Origin of the sequence: Huijunlia imazamoxiresistens (assembly GCF_037132455.1) — a bacterium.
GTDB lineage: Bacteria > Bacteroidota > Bacteroidia > Chitinophagales > Chitinophagaceae > Flavisolibacter > Flavisolibacter imazamoxiresistens.
The window spans coordinates 181,643-199,765 of sequence record NZ_JBBBEI010000005.1 but is presented as its reverse complement, the minus strand read 5'-3'; the positions used below and the strand labels follow the sequence as shown (position 1 = coordinate 199,765).

Here is an 18,123-nt window from a genome sequence, read left to right as displayed (position 1 = left end):
CCCTGCGGATTGGTCCAGTTCAATGCCTTTCTCCCGAAAGCGATGAAACAGAAAGCCGATCCTGGCAGGTCTTCTGGCTTGCTCCATTGTCCAGGGCCTTCCCATCCCGCCGGAGGCGAAACAGTGACCGTCTGTGTTCTGAACAATGCTAAGGAGCTTACAGCTACGGGGATAGCGCCGGATTTGCACCGGACTTCCCTTTTAATACGTATCACCTGTGGCGATAGCGTAACCAAAATCTGCCTGCAAGATACAGCGGAGGAGAGCTGGAAGCATAAAGTTGTTTTCCACGGGGTTATCCACGTAGTGTTAATAACAGGTGAAGAGGGCAAATACAAGAAACGCTTCGCCTGAAGCAAAGTGCAGTTTACTTTCCCGCCACTTCGGCATTGACCTGGGCGAACTTCTGCAGGAGGGTTTTTATTTTCTGGGCGGCGGCTTCCGCCGAAAGAAGCCGGTTGTTGTACTGATCCGATAATTCATCCAAATGCTGGTGCAGCACCTTGTTGTCAACCTTTGCCTGCAGGCTTACCCGGTTGCCCCCGGTCAGCAGCTGCTGCCATTCGGTGCGTACCAGCCCCCAGAAGGCGCTGTGCTGCTGCCACCACTGTAAGGCATAGGCGCACTTTTCCTTATTGGCCCGGGTATAAATGTTATAGCCCTTTTCCTGGGCAATGACGTGGTCGCCGCCCGACTGCCGGCGGATCTTGTCGTTGTCCTGCTCGTGGGTCCAGCCGCTGTCGGTCAGCACCAGGCGATTGCCGCGACGCAGGATGTCGTAGTCGTTGCGCACGGTGTACTCGCGGCGGGGCAGCGGCGCAGCAACGGTGCTCTGCCAGAAGACCTTGCCGTCGGTGGCCACCCATTCGCTGATGCCCTGGTAACGGGGCGCATCGTCCACCTCCCAGACAGTCTGCGTCCACCGGCCCTTGTAGGCGGCCGGCAAAAGCTGCTGCCTCACCCATTTTTTCGCGCCTTCGTACTTCCACAGGTAGGGTTGCTCGAATTCCCAGTCTTCCCGCCAGTGCTTGATTACCGTGGTATCGTCGAGGATCAGCAGGTGCTGGATCACCACCCTGCGGGCAGAGGCTTCAATGGGCAGGGCCAGCTCCCGGGCGCCCATCTGCTCCCGCGGATGAAATTTGTAGTTGGGATCAGGAGCAAAGGTTTCGGCATATTTGAATTCCACATCAAAGCAACCGCACAGCTTGTCAATATTTTCCCGCCCGCCCTGCAACTGGGCGCGGGCCGGCAAAGCTGCCAACAGCAGGAAAAGGAAGCGGCAGATCTCTTTCATGGCGTTCAGGTTTTTTTGGTGGAGAAGAACGAAACAACCAAACCTGCCGCATAATTCCTGCCAGCCTCACCCTGCCCCTTATACCAGGCCGAACTGGCGGAAGTGGTGGGTAAAATGCTTGCCGTGGAAGTGGACCCATCCCTTATGGTCCAGGGGGCCGAAGCGGGGGTGGGTGCTGGTGCCCCCGGGCTGGGCCGCAAAGTAGCGCTCGAAAGCGTCCAGCTCGGCGTTCAGCTGGCTGATCGCCTCCTGCAGGCTGGGCCACTCAAAGGGAGCGGGCCCCTCACCCAGCAGCGGCGTTTTCATGCCTTTGGGCAAGTCGGCGTCCACGAATAGGTAGGTTTGCCGGGCGGCCAGGGTTTCCTCGTCGGACAGCCGCTGGGCCATGATGCGTTTGCCATTGGAAATTTGCACCGTGGTGGCCAGGTGTTCCACCATGTTCTGGGGCCGCATAACGCCCCAGGCGGGCAGGCTTTCTTCGGTCAGGCGCTGCAGCAGCGCATTCAGGTCCGTACGGTTCGTGATATCCACTTTCATCGGTACTCCGTGTTTTTAGGAACTGCAAAGATGCCTTTTCTTTCCGGCCTTCCGCTCACAATGTTGCGGATCATGCCCCGGAAAATAAAGCCGTGGAAGGGCAACACCGCGTACCAGTACAGCCGGCCGGCCACACCCAGCGGCCGGAAGGTGGCCGTTTGCGTCAGCACCCCGTCTTCGCCCAGGCGGAACTCCAGCCAGGCCTCCCCCGGCACCTTCATCTCGGCATACAGCAGCAGCCGTTTGTCTTCGCGGGAGGCCACCAGCACGCGCCAGAAATCCAGGGCGTCGCCGGGCCGGATGTCGGTAGCGCTTTTGCGCCCCCGCCGCAGGCCGACCCCGCCTACCAGCTGGTCCATAAATCCCCGCACCTCCCAGAGCCAGTCCCCATAGTACCAGCCGGTCTTTCCCCCGATCTGCCAGATGCGGTCGAGCACCTGTTCCCCGTCGCCCACCTTTTCGCGGCGCACATCCTTGAAGCAACCGTTCACCGGCACTTCTATAAAGGCGGAAATGCCTTTTTGAAAAATTTTACTGGACTGGGCGTCCTTCCAGCTCGAAACCACCTGGTTCTGCTCGATCTTGTCAAAGGCCATGCGGATGGCCTCGTCGTAGCCGATCAGCGAAATGCCCAGGCGCCCGGCCAGGTCGTTCGGCCGGCACACCACTTCCACCTTCATGCTGTTGACCAGGTTGCGGGCCAGCGCATAGGAGGTGGAGGTAACGAAATAGAGCCAGTAAGAAGACAGGCGGGGCGTCAGCACGGGCACCATCAGGATGCGCCGCTTCAGGCCCCTTACCCCTGCAAAGCGCAACAGCATGTCCTTATAGCTGATAATTTCCGGCCCCCCGATATCGAAGCTTTGGTTGTAAGTGTCGGTGCGGCCCATCACCCCGCTCAAAAACTGCAGCACATTGCGGATGGCAATGGGCTGGCTGCGGGTTTTCAGCCAGCGCGGGCCGATCATCAGGGGCAGCTTTTCCACCAGGTCGCGGATGATCTCGAAGGAAGCGCTGCCCGACCCGATGATGATGCCGGCGCGCAGCGTGGTCAGGGCATAGGAAGCGCCGGAAAGAATGGTTTCCACGTTGCGGCGCGACGAGAGGTGCCGCGACAGCACGGGCTCATTGACGATACCGCTTAAATAGATCACCTGGCGGGCCTTCGTTTGTTCGATCCGGTGGCGGAAATTCTGGGCGCACTCCTGCTCCAGCTGTTCAAAGTTGCCCGTGCCGGTCGCCATGGAATGGATCAGGTAATACGCCACGTCAATGTCTTCCGGGATCTGCCGCAGGGTTTCGGGCCGGAGAAAGTCCGCTTCGATAACGACGCAGTTTTCCGCGGCATAGGGCGCATAAAAGCGGTTTTTATCGCGTACGCAGCACAGCACCCGGTGCCCCTGCTGCAGCAGCAGGGGCAATAAGCGTTGGGCAATATAACCGGTAACACCGGTGAGCAGCACGTTCATGTTATTCGTTTTTATCGTGGACCACCCACACCAGGTCGGCTACCTTGTAGCCCAGCCGGGCCGCCTGGTCGAGGTAGGCTTTCCGGATGCTGTCGGGCATTGTTTTGCTACGGGAAAGCAGCCACAGGTATTTGAGGTTTTTGCCCGCCACCAGCGCATAATTATAGTCCCGGTCCAGGGCCAGCACGTTGTAGCCGGAATAAAAGGGACCGAAAAAAGACACCTTCAGCCGTCCTTCGTCCGCGGCCCCGGCCGCCTTGGCCTTGCCGGTAGCCTGCTTCCATTCCCCGGTCACATAATTATAGCCCCGGTTCACCACCCGGATGCTGCCATCGTCATTCAGTGCATAGGTGGCCGTCGTATTATTCAGGTTCCGCTCGTGTTTAAAATCCAGGCGGGCGATCTCGTACCAGCGCCCCAGGTAACGCTGCCGGTCAAACGGTTTTACCACCACCGCATTTTCCGGGATGGACCGGCAGGATGGGAGCGCAAAAAGCAGCAGCGCCGCTACCCCGCTTCCCATAAAAAATTTCATTCTGTTTGCGTTCATGATCTCCTGTTTTTGAGGTAATAACCCATCAGCGCCAAAGCCCTGTTTCACTGGAATAAACAGCCAAGTCGGCGAAAAGTTGCGGTTCCCCAGCGGGCTTCTTTTCCGGCACCCGGGCAAAATGGTTGTGTAGTCCCCAAATTGGGAAATGGGCCGCCACCGCGGTCCGGGCTGTTTGAAAAAAAGGTTTTCGTTCCTGCTGAATCTCAGGCGTTTGTTAGCTGGCCACCGCCCGGGCGTTTGCCCCAACCACCCCCGCAACTGACGGGCTTGTTTTTTGCAGTTTCCTTTTGGACCTGCGGCGGCAGGCGGCCGGGCTACGTCCGTTCCCTGCCGGCTGCATTATTGGGGCTTTTCGTTCCCTGTTCCCCAAATTGTGTTGAAGGATAGTGGTCATGGGTTTCCCGCCTGGAATTTTTTTTATTCTTTCCGGGCAGGACGCCAAATTCAATCTTCTCAATGCCAAATTCCCGTATCTTGTTAGCCAACCCGGCAGGCACGCCCGGTGTGCAGCTCCCTGCTTTGGGTACCAGATCCGTACAAGTTATTTGTTTAACCTCTTAACCTCACTTGCAGTATGAATTCTTACGTGTACCTGATCCCCGCCATGGGTTTAATTGGCCTGATCTACACATTCGTGAAATTTCTATGGGTAAGCAAACAGAATGCGGGCACGGACCGTATGAAGGAAATCAGCACGTACATCGCCGATGGCGCCATGGCCTTTTTAAAGGCGGAATGGAAGGTACTGGGCTACTTCGTGGTGATCGTAGGAATCCTGCTGGGCTATCTCGGCAGCCGGCATGAGGGCTCCCACCCGGCCATTGCCCTGGCCTTTGTCCTGGGTGCCTTCTTCAGTGCCCTGGCCGGCTATATCGGGATGCGCATTGCCACCAAGGCCAACGTGCGCACGGCCCATGCCGCCCGCACCAGCCTGTCCAAAGCGCTGTCCATTTCCTTTACCGGCGGGTCGGTGATGGGCATGGGCGTTGCCGGCCTGGCGGTACTGGGCCTGGGCGGCCTGTTCATCGTATTGATCCAGATCTTTGCTCCCGGCGCCATGTCCACCGCTCCCCAGGTGACCCGCGCCCTGGAGGTGCTGACCGGCTTCTCGTTCGGGGCCGAAAGCATTGCCCTGTTTGCCCGGGTGGGCGGGGGCATTTATACCAAGGCGGCCGATGTGGGCGCCGACCTGGTGGGCAAGGTGGAAGCCGGCATTCCCGAGGACGATCCCCGCAACCCCGCCACCATCGCCGATAACGTCGGCGACAACGTGGGCGACGTGGCCGGCATGGGCGCCGACCTCTTCGGCTCCTACGTGGCCACCGTCCTGGCAACCATCGTGCTGGGCCACGAAGTGACCGATGCTGCCAAGGCCCCGCTGGCCGACGGCCTCAGCGGCTTCTCCCCCATCCTGCTGCCCATGCTCATCGCCGGGGCAGGCATCCTCTTTTCCATGGTCGGCACCCTGTTCGTACGCATCAGCGAGGGGGCCGGCGTCAACACCTCCGTGGTGCAGCGCGCCCTGAACATGGGCAACTGGGGCAGCATCATCCTCACCGCCATCGCTTCCTACTTCCTGGTGAACTGGATCCTGCCGGAAGGCAACATGTTCCTGAGCCGTGACATCCTTGCCGGCGGCCAGCTGGCAGCAGAAGCCGCTCCGTTTACCAAGTACGGCGTCATGGGCGCCATTGCCGTGGGCCTGGTCGTGGGCACCCTGATGAGCGTCATCACCGAATTTTATACCGCCATGGGCAAGCGTCCCGTGGATACCATCGTACGGCAGAGCGGCACCGGCCATGCCACCAACATCATCGGCGGCCTGGCCATTGGTATGGAGTCGACCCTGCTGCCCATCCTGGTGCTGGCGGGCGGCATCTACGGCTCCTACGCCTTTGCGGGCCTGTACGGCGTGGCCATTGCGGCCGCCGGCATGATGGCCACCACCGCCATGCAGCTGGCCATTGACGCCTTCGGCCCCATTGCCGACAACGCCGGCGGCATTGCCGAAATGAGCGAGCTGCCCAAGGAAGTACGCGAAAAGACCGATACGCTGGACGCCGTGGGCAATACCACCGCCGCCACCGGCAAGGGCTTCGCCATTGCCTCGGCCGCCCTTACGGCCCTGGCCCTGTTTGCCGCCTTTGTGGGCGTGGCCGGCATCAACGGCATCAACATCTACAAGGCCAACGTACTGGCCAGCCTGTTCGTGGGCGGCATGATCCCCTTCATCTTTTCTTCCCTTGCCATCCGCGCCGTAGGGCAGGCGGCCATGGCCATGGTGGAAGAAGTGCGCCGCCAGTTCCGCACCATCCCGGGCATCCTGGAAGGCAGGGGCAAGCCCGAATACGATAAATGCGTGGCCATCTCCACCGGCGCCTCCATCAAGATGATGATGCTGCCGGGAGCCATCGCTATCATCTCGCCGATCATCGTGGGCTTTGTGCTGGGCCCCGAAGCCCTGGGCGGCTTCCTGGCCGGCGCCACGGTCAGCGGCGTACTGATGGGCATGTTCCAGAACAATGCCGGCGGCGCCTGGGACAATGCCAAGAAAAGCTTTGAAAAGGGCGTGGTGATCAGCGGCCAGACCTATTACAAGGGCTCCGAGCCGCACAAGGCTTCGGTTACCGGCGACACCGTTGGCGACCCCTTCAAGGACACCTCCGGTCCCTCGATGAACATCCTCATCAAGCTGATGTCCATCGTATCGCTGGTGATGGCGCCCAGCCTGCGCGATTTCGAGCCGGGCTTCAAATGGTGGTTCATTCCTTTAATCGCCCTTCCCATCCTGGCCCGGGTGATCGTGTACATGGGTTCGCGCACCCGCAATTTCCGGCTGGAGCAGAAAGTAGTATAACGGCATCGCCGCTCCCCGCCCCGGCAGGGAGGGCGCTGTGCTCATAAGCGTTCTGTTTTACTTTTGAAAGGTGGACGTCCTGCTGCAAAGCGGGACGTTTTTTTTGGTATGATTTTTCGCCCGCTTAAGGAAAATGAAGTCTTATGAAAGGATCAAGAAGTCAGAATAATCTGCAGAACAAGCAGATGGTGAGTCATAAGCCCCGCCCGGAAATCCGCGATAACCTGGATGCACGGTCCAACGAAGAACAAATGACGAAGGGCGATGACGCCACCCACAACAAGAAAGAAACGAAAGAACAACACCTTAAAAACAAGAAACCTTAATTTTTCAGCCTTGCGCAAGCAAGGCTTTTTTTTAGTTCCAAAGTTCCGGAGTTCCTGAGTTGTTTGGATGGAAGAAATCAGGTTATCAAAAGTTGGTCCGGGACATAAAAAAAAGCGGTCTCGCGACCGCTTCGGGTTTCCACTTACAGCGAAGATTTTCCTGTAAGTGAAAAATGATGCTTGTAAAAGTCGATTACAACCAAACCAAACATCGAAGTAAAAGAGACAAGAATTATACCAGCATAAAGTACCTCGTACTGTATACTTTTTATTTATTTCTTCCCGTTCAAATACCAACCCAACGACAGTCCGGCGATACGGTGTAAAATGCGGGGGCCGTGGTCATTGTTGTTCAGGCTGCCGATACCATGGGCGTAGTGGGCAAACACATACAGGCCGTTGGCGGCTTCGTAGCCGAACTGCACAATAGCCTGGGCGGTGAAAACACCGTAATCCTGGTAGCTGAACTTCATGGGCCGGTCGATATGCTTCTGGTCTTTGGTATCAAAGTTTTCCTGGCCGGAAATGGCAACGTCGACCGCCGGGCCGGCCTTGACAAAGAAGTGCGATGGCTTGGCCGAAAAATCATATTGCAACAGGGGGGCGATCTCGATGGTATGGATCCGGGTCTCGTTGTTTACGGCAGCGGAATCCGGTATCGGCGTTACCCGGTTGAGGGTTACCTTGTAGCCTTTCAGGCTGTAATACACGGCCGGAGAAAAGTACAACTGGTTCTCAAAAGGCACTTTCAGGGAGGTGCCCAGTTGCAGGCCCGCCTTCTGGCCGGTGGACTGCTTGATCTTTTCCTGGCTGAACCTTTCAATGACACTATACTTGGCAGAAGTCACCTGACCGCCACCGAACACCCCTACCCGCACCTGTGCATTACTCTTCTGAACAAACGGCACCAGGAGGCAAAGGAGGAGTCCTTTTACTGTTGATTTTCGCATGATAAGCACTAAAATAGGCATTAATGCCTGTTTTACTATAACAACCTCGGCTTTTTTTCAACGGGAGGAAAAGTTCCTGAGTTTCTGAGTTCCTGAGTTATCGTAACTCCGAAGAGGAGGTTCCTGAAGCAGGTCAAACTACAAAAGTCTTGAAGACTTTTGTAGTTTCTTATTTCTGCGAACGCCTAACTCAGGAACTCAGGAACTTTCAAAATCCCTCCGCACTATCCTCCCCCCTCCCATCCGCAACGGCTTCGAGGGCGCCGCCGGGCAGTACCCGGATCACTTCGGTGCGGCCGATGGTGCCCCGAATGGTAATTTGATAGCCCATGCGCTCCAGGGCGGCCCGCACCGTTTCGGGAAAGGAAGCCTCCACATCGATGCGGTCGGGCAGCCACTGGTGGTGGAATTTCGGGCCGTTCACGGCTTCCGCTGCCGGCAGGCCGAAATCAATGATGTTGACCAGCGTCTGGAAGACCGAGGTGGGAATGGTGGTGCCGCCGGGGGTACCCGTTACCAGGAAGGGTTTTCCGTTTTGCAGCACCAGCGTGGGGGTCATGGAGCTCAGCATGCGTTTGCCGGGTGCAATGGCATTGGCCTCGCCTCCTACGGCGCCATACAGGTTGGGGGTGCCGGGCCGGGCACTGAAATCGTCCATTTCGTCGTTGAGCAGGAAGCCCGCCCCGCCAACCACCGTTTTGCTGCCGAACCAGTTGTTCAGCGTGGTGGTGACGGCCACGGCATTGCCCTCCGCATCCAGGATGCTGAGGTGGGTGGTTTCTTCGCTTTCTTTCAGCGGCAGCTTGCCCGGGCGGATGGTGGCACTGCTGCCCGCCCGGCCGGGCTGGTAGTCGGCCATGCGTTGCTGGAGGTAGGCGTCGCTGGTAAGGGCATCCACCGGCACCTTCACGAAGTCGGCATCGCCCATGTATTCGGCCCGGTCGGCAAAGGCCCGCCGTTCCGCTTCGGTCATCAGCTGCACCGCTTCGGGCGACAGGAAGCCATAGGAAGGCAGGGGCCGGTTTTCCACCATCCTGAGCATCTGGTGCAGCAGGGTGCCGCCGCTGCTGGGCATGGGCATCGACACCACGGTATAACCCTTATAGGTAAACGCATGCGGCTGCCGCCATTTGGCCCGGTAGGTCCTCAGGTCCCGGGAAGTGATCAGGCCGCCGCCCCGCCGCATTTCGGAGGTAATCAGCCGGGCAGTGCGGCCCCGGTAGAAGCCGCGGGCCCCTTTGCGGGCCATGCGGTGCAGCGTGCGCGCCAGCTGCGGCTGCACCAGCGTATCGCCGGCCTTCCAGTTGTTGCCTTTTTTCACAAACACGGGGCTAACGGTATTGTAGGTGCGAAAATCGTCCTGCAGCCCGTTCAGGGCCTCCGCCTCCCTTTGGGTGAGCACAAAGCCTTGGGCCGCCAGGGCGATGGCCGGCTGGATGAGGGTGGCGAAGGGGAGCCGGGCATAGCGGAGGGTTTCGGACAGGCCGGCCGCCGTTCCCGGCACGCCGGCCGACAGGTGGCCGTTCAGGCTTTTGCCCGGCACGACATTGCCGCCGGCATCGAGGTACATGTCGCGGTGGGCGGCGGCGGGCGCAGTCTCGCGGAAGTCAAGCGCCAGCAGTTCGTCCTGCGGCCGCCGGGCCACCATAAAGCCGCCGCCGCCAAGGTTGCCCGCCCCGGGGTATACCACGGCCAGCGCCAGCTGGGTGGCGATGGCGGCATCGAAGGCGTTGCCGCCGGCCTTCATCACGGCCACGCCCGCTTTGGAGGCCAGGGCATGGGCCGACACCACGGCGCCGTGGGTAGCGGTCACTTTTTTCGCCGCCGTGTAGGCGTAGGGATCGAAGTCGAGGGTATGCTTTGCGGTACCGCAGCCGGCAAGTGCCAGGGCGCTGATGAGTATTAGGTTTTTTGCGGGCATCATGGAAATATAACGACAATAAGGGTATGGGACCTCACCCGTCGCCGCTTTAGCGGCGACGGGTGAGGTCCGACAGCAAACTTCCTTTATCTTGAGCCCACCAAACTGAAGCCTCATGGAAGTTATCCTTATGCTGTTCCTGGTCATTATCGTGGTGGTAGTGCTTTCCCGCAATGCCGCTACCCGCGAAGCCCTGGAACGGCTGACCGGCACCATCCATACCCTCACCCGGGAGATCCACAGCCTGCGGGAGGAAATCACCACCTTAAAAGCCCCGCCGGCAGCACAGGCCCCGGCCGCCGAAAAAGCCCCGGAGCCGGCACCCCCGCAAGCACCACCGGTGTACCGCCGGCCCGCGCCGGTGCCCGAACCGCCCCCCCGCCTGCAACCGCAACCCGCTATACCCTCCCCACCGGAAAGACCCCAGCCCCAAAGGCAGGCCGCCCCGCCCCAACCACAGCAACCGGAGGAAAGCTGGTTCGACCGCTGGATGCGCAACAACCCCGACCTGGAAAAATTTATCGGCGAGAACCTGGTCAACAAGATCGGCATCGCCGTGCTGGTGCTGGGTATCGCCTTCTTCGTCAAATACGCCATCGACAAGGACTGGATCGGCGAGGGGGGCCGGGTGGCCATCGGCCTGCTCTGCGGCGCCCTGCTCACCGGCATCGCCCACTACCTGCGCAACAGCTACCGCTCGTTCTCGTCGGTGCTGGCCGGCGGCGGCATCGCCGTGTTCTATTTCACCATCGCCTTCGCCTTCCACCAGTACCAGCTGCTGTCGCAAACGGCGGCCTTCCTGCTGATGGTGGTCATCACCGCCTTTGCCGTGGCCCTGTCGCTGCTCTATAACAAGCTCGAGCTGGCCGTGATCGCTACCATAGGCGGCTTCCTGACGCCCTTCCTGGTCAGTACGGGCCAGGGCAACTACATCGTGCTGTTCACCTACCTGGCGGTGCTCAATGCCGGCCTGCTGTCGCTTTCTTATTTCAAGCGCTGGCCGCTCATCAACGGCATCTCGCTCGCCTTCACCCTGCTTATCTTCGGCGGCTGGATGGTTACCAGCATTCCCGGCCCGAACCTCTCCTACCCACTGGCCCTGCTGTTCGCCACCCTGTTCTACCTGATCTTCCTGGGCATGAACACCCTGAACCCCATCCGGACCGGCCAGGCCTTCCGGGCCTACGATTTCACGCAGCTGCTGGTGCTTACCGGCGCTTACTTCGCAGCCGGCATGGCGCTGCTGCATTACGTGCAGGACGGCCGCTACCAGGGCCTGTTTACCCTGGCCGCGGGCCTGGTGAACCTGTCGCTGGCCTGGTATTTCTTTAAGCACAAAGGGGCGGACCGCAACCTGCTGTACCTGCTCATCGGGCTCACCCTTACCTTCCTGTCGCTGGCCATACCGGTACAACTGCAGGGCCATGCCATCACCCTGTTCTGGAGCGCCGAATTCGTGCTGCTGTACTGGCTGTACCAGCGCTCCGGCATTGCCCTGTTTCGTTATTCCGCAGCGCTGATGAGCGTGCTGACCCTGGTGAGCCTGCTGATGGACTGGCAGCAGGCCGCCGCGGCCTCACCCTACCCGCTGGCCGTGCTGTACACGAACGTACGCGGCGGGGTGACCAACCTGGTGGCCGCCGCGGCCTTTGCCGCCTGGGCCTTCCTGCTGCAAAAGGACCCCCCGGAGCGCACCTATGCCGGGCCCCTGCCCCACCGGTGGGTGCTGGTGGGCGCCGCCGGCGTTTCGGTGGTGCTGCTCTACCTGACGGTGGTTTTCGGCATCAACCTGTATTTCCGGGCGCTGCCCACTTACGAGGTGCCCAATGCGGCGCACCGCCTGGTTTCCGCCCTGTTTGCCGGGGCCCTGCTGCTGTGGGCGCAAAAGCGCCGCGGGGTGCTCCCCCCGGTGCAGCAGCTTGCGGTCCTGGCTTTGTTCTTCGGGTATTACCTGTTCAGCACGCCCCTGGCCACGAGCCTGCGCAACGGCGTGCTGGCGGGTACCTGGCCGGGCCTTCACCTGGCCGTGCATTGGGCGGCCGCCGCGCTGGCCCTGGCGCTGCTGTTCGGGGCGGTGGGCCTGGTGCGGCGCGGGCAGGTCTCTTTGCGGCCTTATCAGCAGGTCCTTATCTGGGCGCTGTGCGGGGTGGCGGTGCTGCTCTGCAGCCTGGAGGCCCGCCACGTGTTCGTGGTAGCCGCCCACGGCCGCCTGCCAGTAGCCGAAGGAGACCGGCAGTATGCCAAGGCGGGGCTGACTATCGTATGGGCCCTCTGTTCCTTTGCCCTGATGTGGCTGGGCATGCGCCACAAGAACAAAACGCTGCGCATCGTGTCGCTCAGCCTGTTTTCGCTGGCGCTGGTCAAGCTGTTCTTCGCCGACCTCCGGGGCATTTCGGAAGGCGGCAAGATCCTGGCCTTTATCCTGCTGGGCGTGTTGCTGCTGACCATTTCCTTCATGTACCAGAAACTGAAAAAGATTATTATTGAAGATGCAAAAGAATAATCGTGCGGCCGGGATCTTGTTGCTGCTCGGGCTGACGGCCCTGGAAGCCTCGGCCCAGGACTTCCGGGTGCAGGCGCCCCTGGAACCCGTGCCCTCCCCGGGGTTTTACCGCATACCCCTGCAGCCTGCCCTGACGGCCTATGCCCGGGCCGACCTGTCGGACGTGCGCATCAGCGAAGGGGGCAAAACGCAGGTACCCTACCTGCTGCGCCGCTCCACCGCCGCCCCCGCGGGCACGGCCCTGACGCCCTTCCCGGTGCTGCGCAACAGCCTGACCGATAGTGGGCAGACGGTGCTGGAACTGGCGGTACAGGGCGTGGAGGGCACCGACCGGCTGGCCCTGCTGATCGCCAATACGGCGGCAGCCCGCTATACGGCGCTGAGCGGCAGCCACGACCGCCGCCGCTGGTACACCATCGACGACCACATCCTGCTGCGCCCCGCCGGCGACGACCGCAACGGCAGCGTCGTGCAATCGATCTTTTTTCCTTTCAGCCGCTACCCCTACCTGCGGCTGCGGATGGAGAACGGCCGCGCCGACCCGCTGAATATCCTGCAGGCCGGCGTGTACCGCGATACCGCCGCACAGCCCCCTTCCCTCTACGTGGCCAACCCCGCCCCCACTTTCCGGCAAACCGACAGCAGCGACGGCTTTTCCTACATCACCATCCGCAGCCCGGAGCCTTACCTGGTGGACCGGCTGGAGCTGCAGCTGGGCGGGCCGCCCTTCTACTCCCGCCCGGCAATGCTGTTCGATTCGGTCTCCGGTCCGGGCGGGCGCCGGTCGGCTCTTTTGCTCACCTCCTTTGACCTGACCTCGGGCCGGCCCGCGGCAGTGGACCTGGGCAGCCTCAAAACCACCGCCCTGCTGCTGAAGGTCGACAACGGCGACAACCCGCCGCTGAAGGTGACCCGCGTGCAGACCGGGCAGCTGCAGCGCTCGCTGGTGGCCTACCTGCAGCCGGGGAAAACGTATTACCTGCAGGCCGGCAACGAAAAGGCCGCCGCCCCACGCTACGACCTGGCGCAGTTTGCCGACAGTATTCCCCCCTCCCTGCACAGCCTCACCTACGGCCCCCTGACCGTAAACGGGAAAGACCGACCGGAAGCACAACGGCAGGCGGAAGGCCGGTGGCTGTGGCCGGCCGTGCTGCTGATGGTCGGCGTCCTGGGCTTCCTCACCTACCGGCTGACGGGAGAAGTGGCGGGAAGAAAGTAAGGAACGATACGGCCCCAAACAGGAACAGGCGGCACCGGGGTGCCGCCTGTTCCTGTTTGGAAAAAAAACCTATTCTGCCTGGCGGACCAGCCGGACCACCGCCCTGCGGTTGCCCTGCACCACTTCCACCAGGTACATGCCGGGGAGGTAGTTGCCGCCGATCCGCACGGGGCTGTTGGGGGCCAGGTTGCTCCTTTTTTCGATCCGCATCCCCAGGATATTGTATACCGTTAGCTGTACCGGCTGGCCGTCGCCGCCTTCCAGGCGCAGCGTGCTGGAGGCCGAGTAGGGATTGGGCGCGAGTTTTACAGTCAACGGTGCCGTCATGACTTCCGGGACACCGGCCGCCACTATACCGGGGGCGCAGGCTTCCGCATTGTCGTCGTTGAGGGTTTTGCCCGAGGCACCGCTGGTACCTGCACAGTTGGAAGCCGTTACCGACAGGCGGCCGCCGGTATAGCCCGGAAGCAGCGCCAGCTGGATGCTGCGGGTGCCCTGGCCCGACTGGATCACCGTGTTGGCCGGCACCGTCCAGGTGTAGGTAGTGGCACGGCTGACGGAGGAAACCGAATACGTGGTCACCTGGCCGCAAACCGGGCCGCTGGTGCCGCTGATGCTGCCCGGCGTGGAAGGCTTTGTCTGCAGCGATACCGACAGGCCTTCGTCATCGCTGCTGCCGCTGCAGTTGTTGGCCACCACCCGGACGGAGCCCGACGTGAAGGTATTGGAGAACAGCACCGTGATCGAAGCCGTGTTCTGCCCGGTTTGGATGCTGGCGCCTGCAGGAACCGTCCAGGTATAGCTGGAAGCAGTGGTGACGGCCGGCGTGCTGTAGGTGATCGTTTCCCCGACGCACACCCTGGCGGCGCCGGTAATTTGATCCGGTGCTGCGGGTGCGCCCGTCTTCGATATGGCCGCGGTCTCCACGGGGCTGGTGCCCATGCAGTTGGTGGCATGCACCCTCAGGGAGCCGCTGCTGAATGTATTGCCGAACTGAACCTGCACCGTACGCGTACCCTGTCCCGACAGGAGGGTGACACCCGAGGGAACCGTCCAGTTGTAGGCCATGGCCCTTGGGGTGAGCGCCACCGTATAGCTCCGGGTGTCGCCGGGACATACCTTCTTGTCACCGGCGATGGAAGCCGGCTCCGGCGGCGCGCTGCTGTATACGGTCATGGTGATTTCATTGCTGGTGGCGGTCAGCGGGTCGGCGCCGGCGGCACTGGAGGTCAGGAGACACTGGAGGGTATTGCCGTCGCCCAGGCTGCTGCTGGAATAGGTAGCCGCCGTAGCCCCGGAAATATCCGCCCCGTTGCGCTGCCACTGGTAGCGGGGCGCCGCCCCCCCGTTCACCGGCGTGGCCGTAAAGGTGACGGAAGTTCCCGAGCAGACCGTGGTGGCCGTTGCCGCTATGGTAACGGAAGGCGTCACCTTCGTACTGACGGTTATGGTCACCGAACCGGTTTGCCGGCAACCCGTTGCCGTAATGGTTTCGGCAAGAAAATAAGTGGTCGTCACCGTGGGGCTGACCGTAGGATTGGCGAGTGCGGAGGTAAAGCCTGCCGGGTTGGAGGTCCAGCTATAGGTACGCCCGGCCACGGCCGCCGCGCCGATGGTGACGCTCTGACCGGCCACGATCGCCTGGCTGGTGCCTGCATTGGCGGGAGGCAGCGGATTGACCGTCACGCTTCGGGTTACCGAAGTAGCGCAGGCACCCCGGGTCACCGTAAGGGTGTAAGTACCGCCCCTGGACGCCGTCATGTTGGGAATGCTGATCTGCCGGGTGGCGGCGGTGAAACCGGACGGGCCGGTCCAGGCGTAGGTGGCACCGGTGACTTCCGTAGCGCTCAGCGACAAGGTGCTGTTGGCGCAAACCGTGCTGGTACCGTTAATGACCGCAGTAGGACCCACATTGGTGATGGCGGGGTTGGTATCGTCGCAATCGGCATTGTTGGTCACATAGCCCGTGGGGATCGAGCAGCCCTGCATCGTAACATTGGGATTGCCATAACCATCGCCATCCTGGTCGCGGTAGTAGGTAGTGCTGGCGGTGCCTTCGTCAATTTGCCCGTCGCAGTCGTTGTCGATGCCGTCGCAGATTTCCGTAGCGCCCGGACGAATGGCCGCATTGTTGTCGTTGCAATCAGCATTATTGGCCACATAACCCGAAGGAGCGGCGCAGGCCAGCGTCGTAACGGCCCCATTGCCGTAGCCGTCGCCGTCCTGGTCGCGGTAATAGGTCTTCTTCACGCCTTCATCGATCTGGCCGTCGCAGTCGTTGTCCACGCCGTCGCATAGTTCGGCGGCACCCGGGTTGATGGCAGCGTTGTTGTCGTTGCAGTCCGTATTATTGGCAACGTAGCCGGTGGGCTGCGTGGAAGCGACCGTGGAGATGCCGGGGTTGCCGTAACCGTCGCCGTCCTGGTCGCGGTAATAGGTGCGGGGGCCGTTCAGGGTAAAGCTCGCCACCCCGCCGCTGATGGCAATATTACTGATGGCGATGCCGGAAGCAGCGCCGGAATAGGTCCGGGCATTGGGGGAGGTGTTGTCACTGAACGCCGTTCGGGCCGAAGTTCCCGGAAACAGGTCGCCTGCGTCGCCGCGGTTGATCTCGTTATCCAGCTGGTTCATGTTGTCGGCTTCTTCCAGGTCGATGCCTTTTACGTTTTCATCGGCATTCACGCCGTTGCTGTTCCGGACGGAGCCGGTGGTTTTGTTGGTGTTGATATGAAAAATTGCCAGGCCGCTGCCGTTGATCGATACATCCAGGCCGGTCTTCTGCCGGTTTTCCAGCAAAAAGTATTCACTGGCAATGGGCGTATTGATCCGGTACACCTGGTTGCTGCCGCTGGCGGGCTGCAGGCTGTAGGTGCCACCGGCCGTCAGCACGGTAGGGGTCAGCCATCCCAGTTCGGCGCGGCTCCAGGCACACATGTTCCCGGGAGTATTTTCATTTCCCAGCCAGGAGGCGCTGGCCATCAGCGACCATTCGCCCAGGCCTTCCGAGCCGCCGTCGGTATCGTACAGGTCGGGCAGCCCCAGGCCGTGGCCGAACTCATGGCAAAACACGCCCCTGCCCGTCATAGCGTTGGTATAGATCCGGCGTTCGGGGTTGATCATGTAATCGTTGATCAGCACCCCATCATAGGTAACCGCCTTGCCGTCGACGGAGAGCGACCAGCGGTGCGACCAGATGTACTGGAGGCGGGCGCCTTCCTCGGCCCCCGGCCCCGCATGAACGACAATCAGGCCGTCCACGGTGCCGTTGTGGTCGTTATCGTAGAGGGAAAAATCCACGCCTGCGGCCTGGGCGGCGTCTACGGCCTCCCGTACCAACTGGATGCTGCGGACGCTGCCGCTCTGCTCACTGTAATAGTTATAGGACTGTGCCGCGGTATACCAGCCCACTACATCAGTGGTCACATTATACTGGTTGAACGAGCTGGCGGCATAAAAGTCCTTGAAGCTGCCGGAGCCCCGGAAGCTGGACTGGTTCATGAGGTTGTTGAAATCCGTGACCGTGTTGGTACTGGTCAGGTCGGGATAACGGATCAGCAGCATCAGCGCCCGGACATTACCGGTAGTCGGCACCCGGCTGGGCGTCTCGCTCATGGCCGACACGGAAGTAAGGGGAGCGGTGGACGCATCCGGCTTCAGCGATTTCGGCTGCTGCTGCAAAAAGAGGGCATCGGTGGATTTGCGCTCACCGGGATTGTGGGCGACGATGCCGCTCGGCAGCAGCCTGCCGCCTTGTTTCACCGCATATTCATAGTTGCCGTTGTTGTGGATAACCGTGTACCCGTCCATGGTTTCGGTCCAGTTTTTCCGCATGTTTCCTTTCCCCACAATGGTCAGTTGGGTACCATTGGCCTGCTGTACCTGGATGGGATAGGGTGAGGCCGGGCAGTTGGAGAGCATCTGCGCCCGTACCGAACTTACGCAAAACGCCAGGATAAACGCCAGGAGGCCTCCTCCCAGGTTGTATGGTTTGCACTTCATAACATATTGGTTTCTGGTTTTCGTATGGCAGCCTTCCCCTAACAGGCAGGCTTACTGATTTTTAATGATCATTATTTTCAATACGGTAGCATACGGACTTTCGGAAATAGCAATAACCCTCCTGGCAAAAGCCGCCGGAAAGCGAAACGGTGCGTAGTTGCGGGAAAGAGAATGCGGTAAAGCGACAAAGCTTACCAGCTTGCGCATCCAATAAGGATCATAGGGGAAGGAGAAAGATCTCAGGCACGGACAAAACCCAAATAGCTCGACTGTAAGTTTAACACAATTCCACCGGATTTCCAAAAGAAATATGAGCGTGAATGCATTAAAGCATAAAGCCTTTTCCTGATGAATACAGGCAATTTTTATTCCCGTCCTGTTTCCCCCGCTTCGGGGAATGCGACCCAGTAACATAGAACAGCCCGCCTGCCGGGGCCTTCACGGTCCGCAAGCCCGCTGTTGCCGGCCAATTTCGGTTAACCCTTCCCGTGC

11 protein-coding genes and 1 riboswitch are annotated in these 18,123 nt (G+C 60.7%); of the genes, 4 read left to right on the top strand and 7 right to left on the bottom strand.

The genetic code is table 11. From position 1 onward, the window contains the following. Window positions 1-46: 46 nt before the first annotated feature. Window positions 47-252, bottom strand: a riboswitch (cobalamin riboswitch). 115 nt (window positions 253-367) lie between these two features. From V9K67_RS08215 to V9K67_RS08200, 4 genes are all read right to left on the bottom strand, one after another. Next, window positions 368-1,297, bottom strand: coding sequence for a DUF6607 family protein (locus tag V9K67_RS08215; protein ID WP_336721381.1), 930 nt, complete (start codon window positions 1,295-1,297; stop codon window positions 368-370). 78 nt (window positions 1,298-1,375) lie between these two features. Beyond that, the gene (locus tag V9K67_RS08210; protein WP_336721380.1) at window positions 1,376-1,834 is read right to left on the bottom strand and encodes a hypothetical protein; all 459 of its coding nucleotides are present in this window, start codon (window positions 1,832-1,834) and stop codon (window positions 1,376-1,378) included. Further along, window positions 1,831-3,303, bottom strand: coding sequence for an SDR family oxidoreductase (locus tag V9K67_RS08205; RefSeq protein ID WP_336721378.1), 1,473 nt, complete (start codon window positions 3,301-3,303; stop codon window positions 1,831-1,833). The genes V9K67_RS08210 and V9K67_RS08205 overlap by 4 nt, the downstream gene beginning before the upstream one ends. 1 nt (window position 3,304) lies before the next feature. Continuing rightward, on the bottom strand, window positions 3,305-3,853 hold the full coding sequence (locus V9K67_RS08200; RefSeq protein ID WP_336721377.1) for a lipocalin family protein: 549 nt from the start codon (window positions 3,851-3,853) through the stop codon (window positions 3,305-3,307). Between the two features lie 577 nt (window positions 3,854-4,430). Between V9K67_RS08200 and V9K67_RS08195 the strand changes: the two genes are divergently transcribed. Continuing rightward, on the top strand, window positions 4,431-6,713 hold the full coding sequence (locus V9K67_RS08195; RefSeq protein WP_336721376.1) for a sodium-translocating pyrophosphatase: 2,283 nt from the start codon (window positions 4,431-4,433) through the stop codon (window positions 6,711-6,713). 143 nt (window positions 6,714-6,856) lie between these two features. Beyond that, the gene (locus V9K67_RS08190; RefSeq protein WP_336721375.1) at window positions 6,857-7,039 is read left to right on the top strand and encodes a hypothetical protein; all 183 of its coding nucleotides are present in this window, start codon (window positions 6,857-6,859) and stop codon (window positions 7,037-7,039) included. A 272-nt stretch (window positions 7,040-7,311) separates the two neighbouring features. On the opposite strand, the gene V9K67_RS08185 is transcribed toward V9K67_RS08190, so the two are convergent. Next, a complete protein-coding gene (locus V9K67_RS08185; RefSeq protein ID WP_336721374.1) occupies window positions 7,312-7,989 on the bottom strand; it encodes a porin family protein in 678 nt (225 codons plus the stop codon). Between the two features lie 208 nt (window positions 7,990-8,197). Next, window positions 8,198-9,913, bottom strand: coding sequence for a gamma-glutamyltransferase (gene ggt / locus V9K67_RS08180; protein WP_336721373.1), 1,716 nt, complete (start codon window positions 9,911-9,913; stop codon window positions 8,198-8,200). A gap of 112 nt (window positions 9,914-10,025) precedes the next feature. Here ggt and V9K67_RS08175 point away from each other — a divergent pair, with 112 nt between their 5' ends. Together V9K67_RS08175 and V9K67_RS08170 are read left to right on the top strand one after the other, a co-directional pair. Further along, window positions 10,026-12,413 carry a DUF2339 domain-containing protein gene (locus V9K67_RS08175; RefSeq protein ID WP_336721371.1) on the top strand — a complete coding sequence of 796 codons (2,388 nt, stop codon included), beginning with the start codon at window positions 10,026-10,028 and terminating at the stop codon, window positions 12,411-12,413. Continuing rightward, a complete protein-coding gene (locus V9K67_RS08170) occupies window positions 12,400-13,632 on the top strand; it encodes a hypothetical protein (RefSeq protein WP_336721370.1) in 1,233 nt (410 codons plus the stop codon). The genes V9K67_RS08175 and V9K67_RS08170 overlap by 14 nt, the downstream gene beginning before the upstream one ends. Window positions 13,633-13,701: 69 nt before the next feature. On the opposite strand, the gene V9K67_RS08165 is transcribed toward V9K67_RS08170, so the two are convergent. Next, the gene (locus V9K67_RS08165) at window positions 13,702-17,631 is read right to left on the bottom strand and encodes a M6 family metalloprotease domain-containing protein (RefSeq protein WP_336721368.1); all 3,930 of its coding nucleotides are present in this window, start codon (window positions 17,629-17,631) and stop codon (window positions 13,702-13,704) included. Window positions 17,632-18,123: the final 492 nt, after the last annotated feature.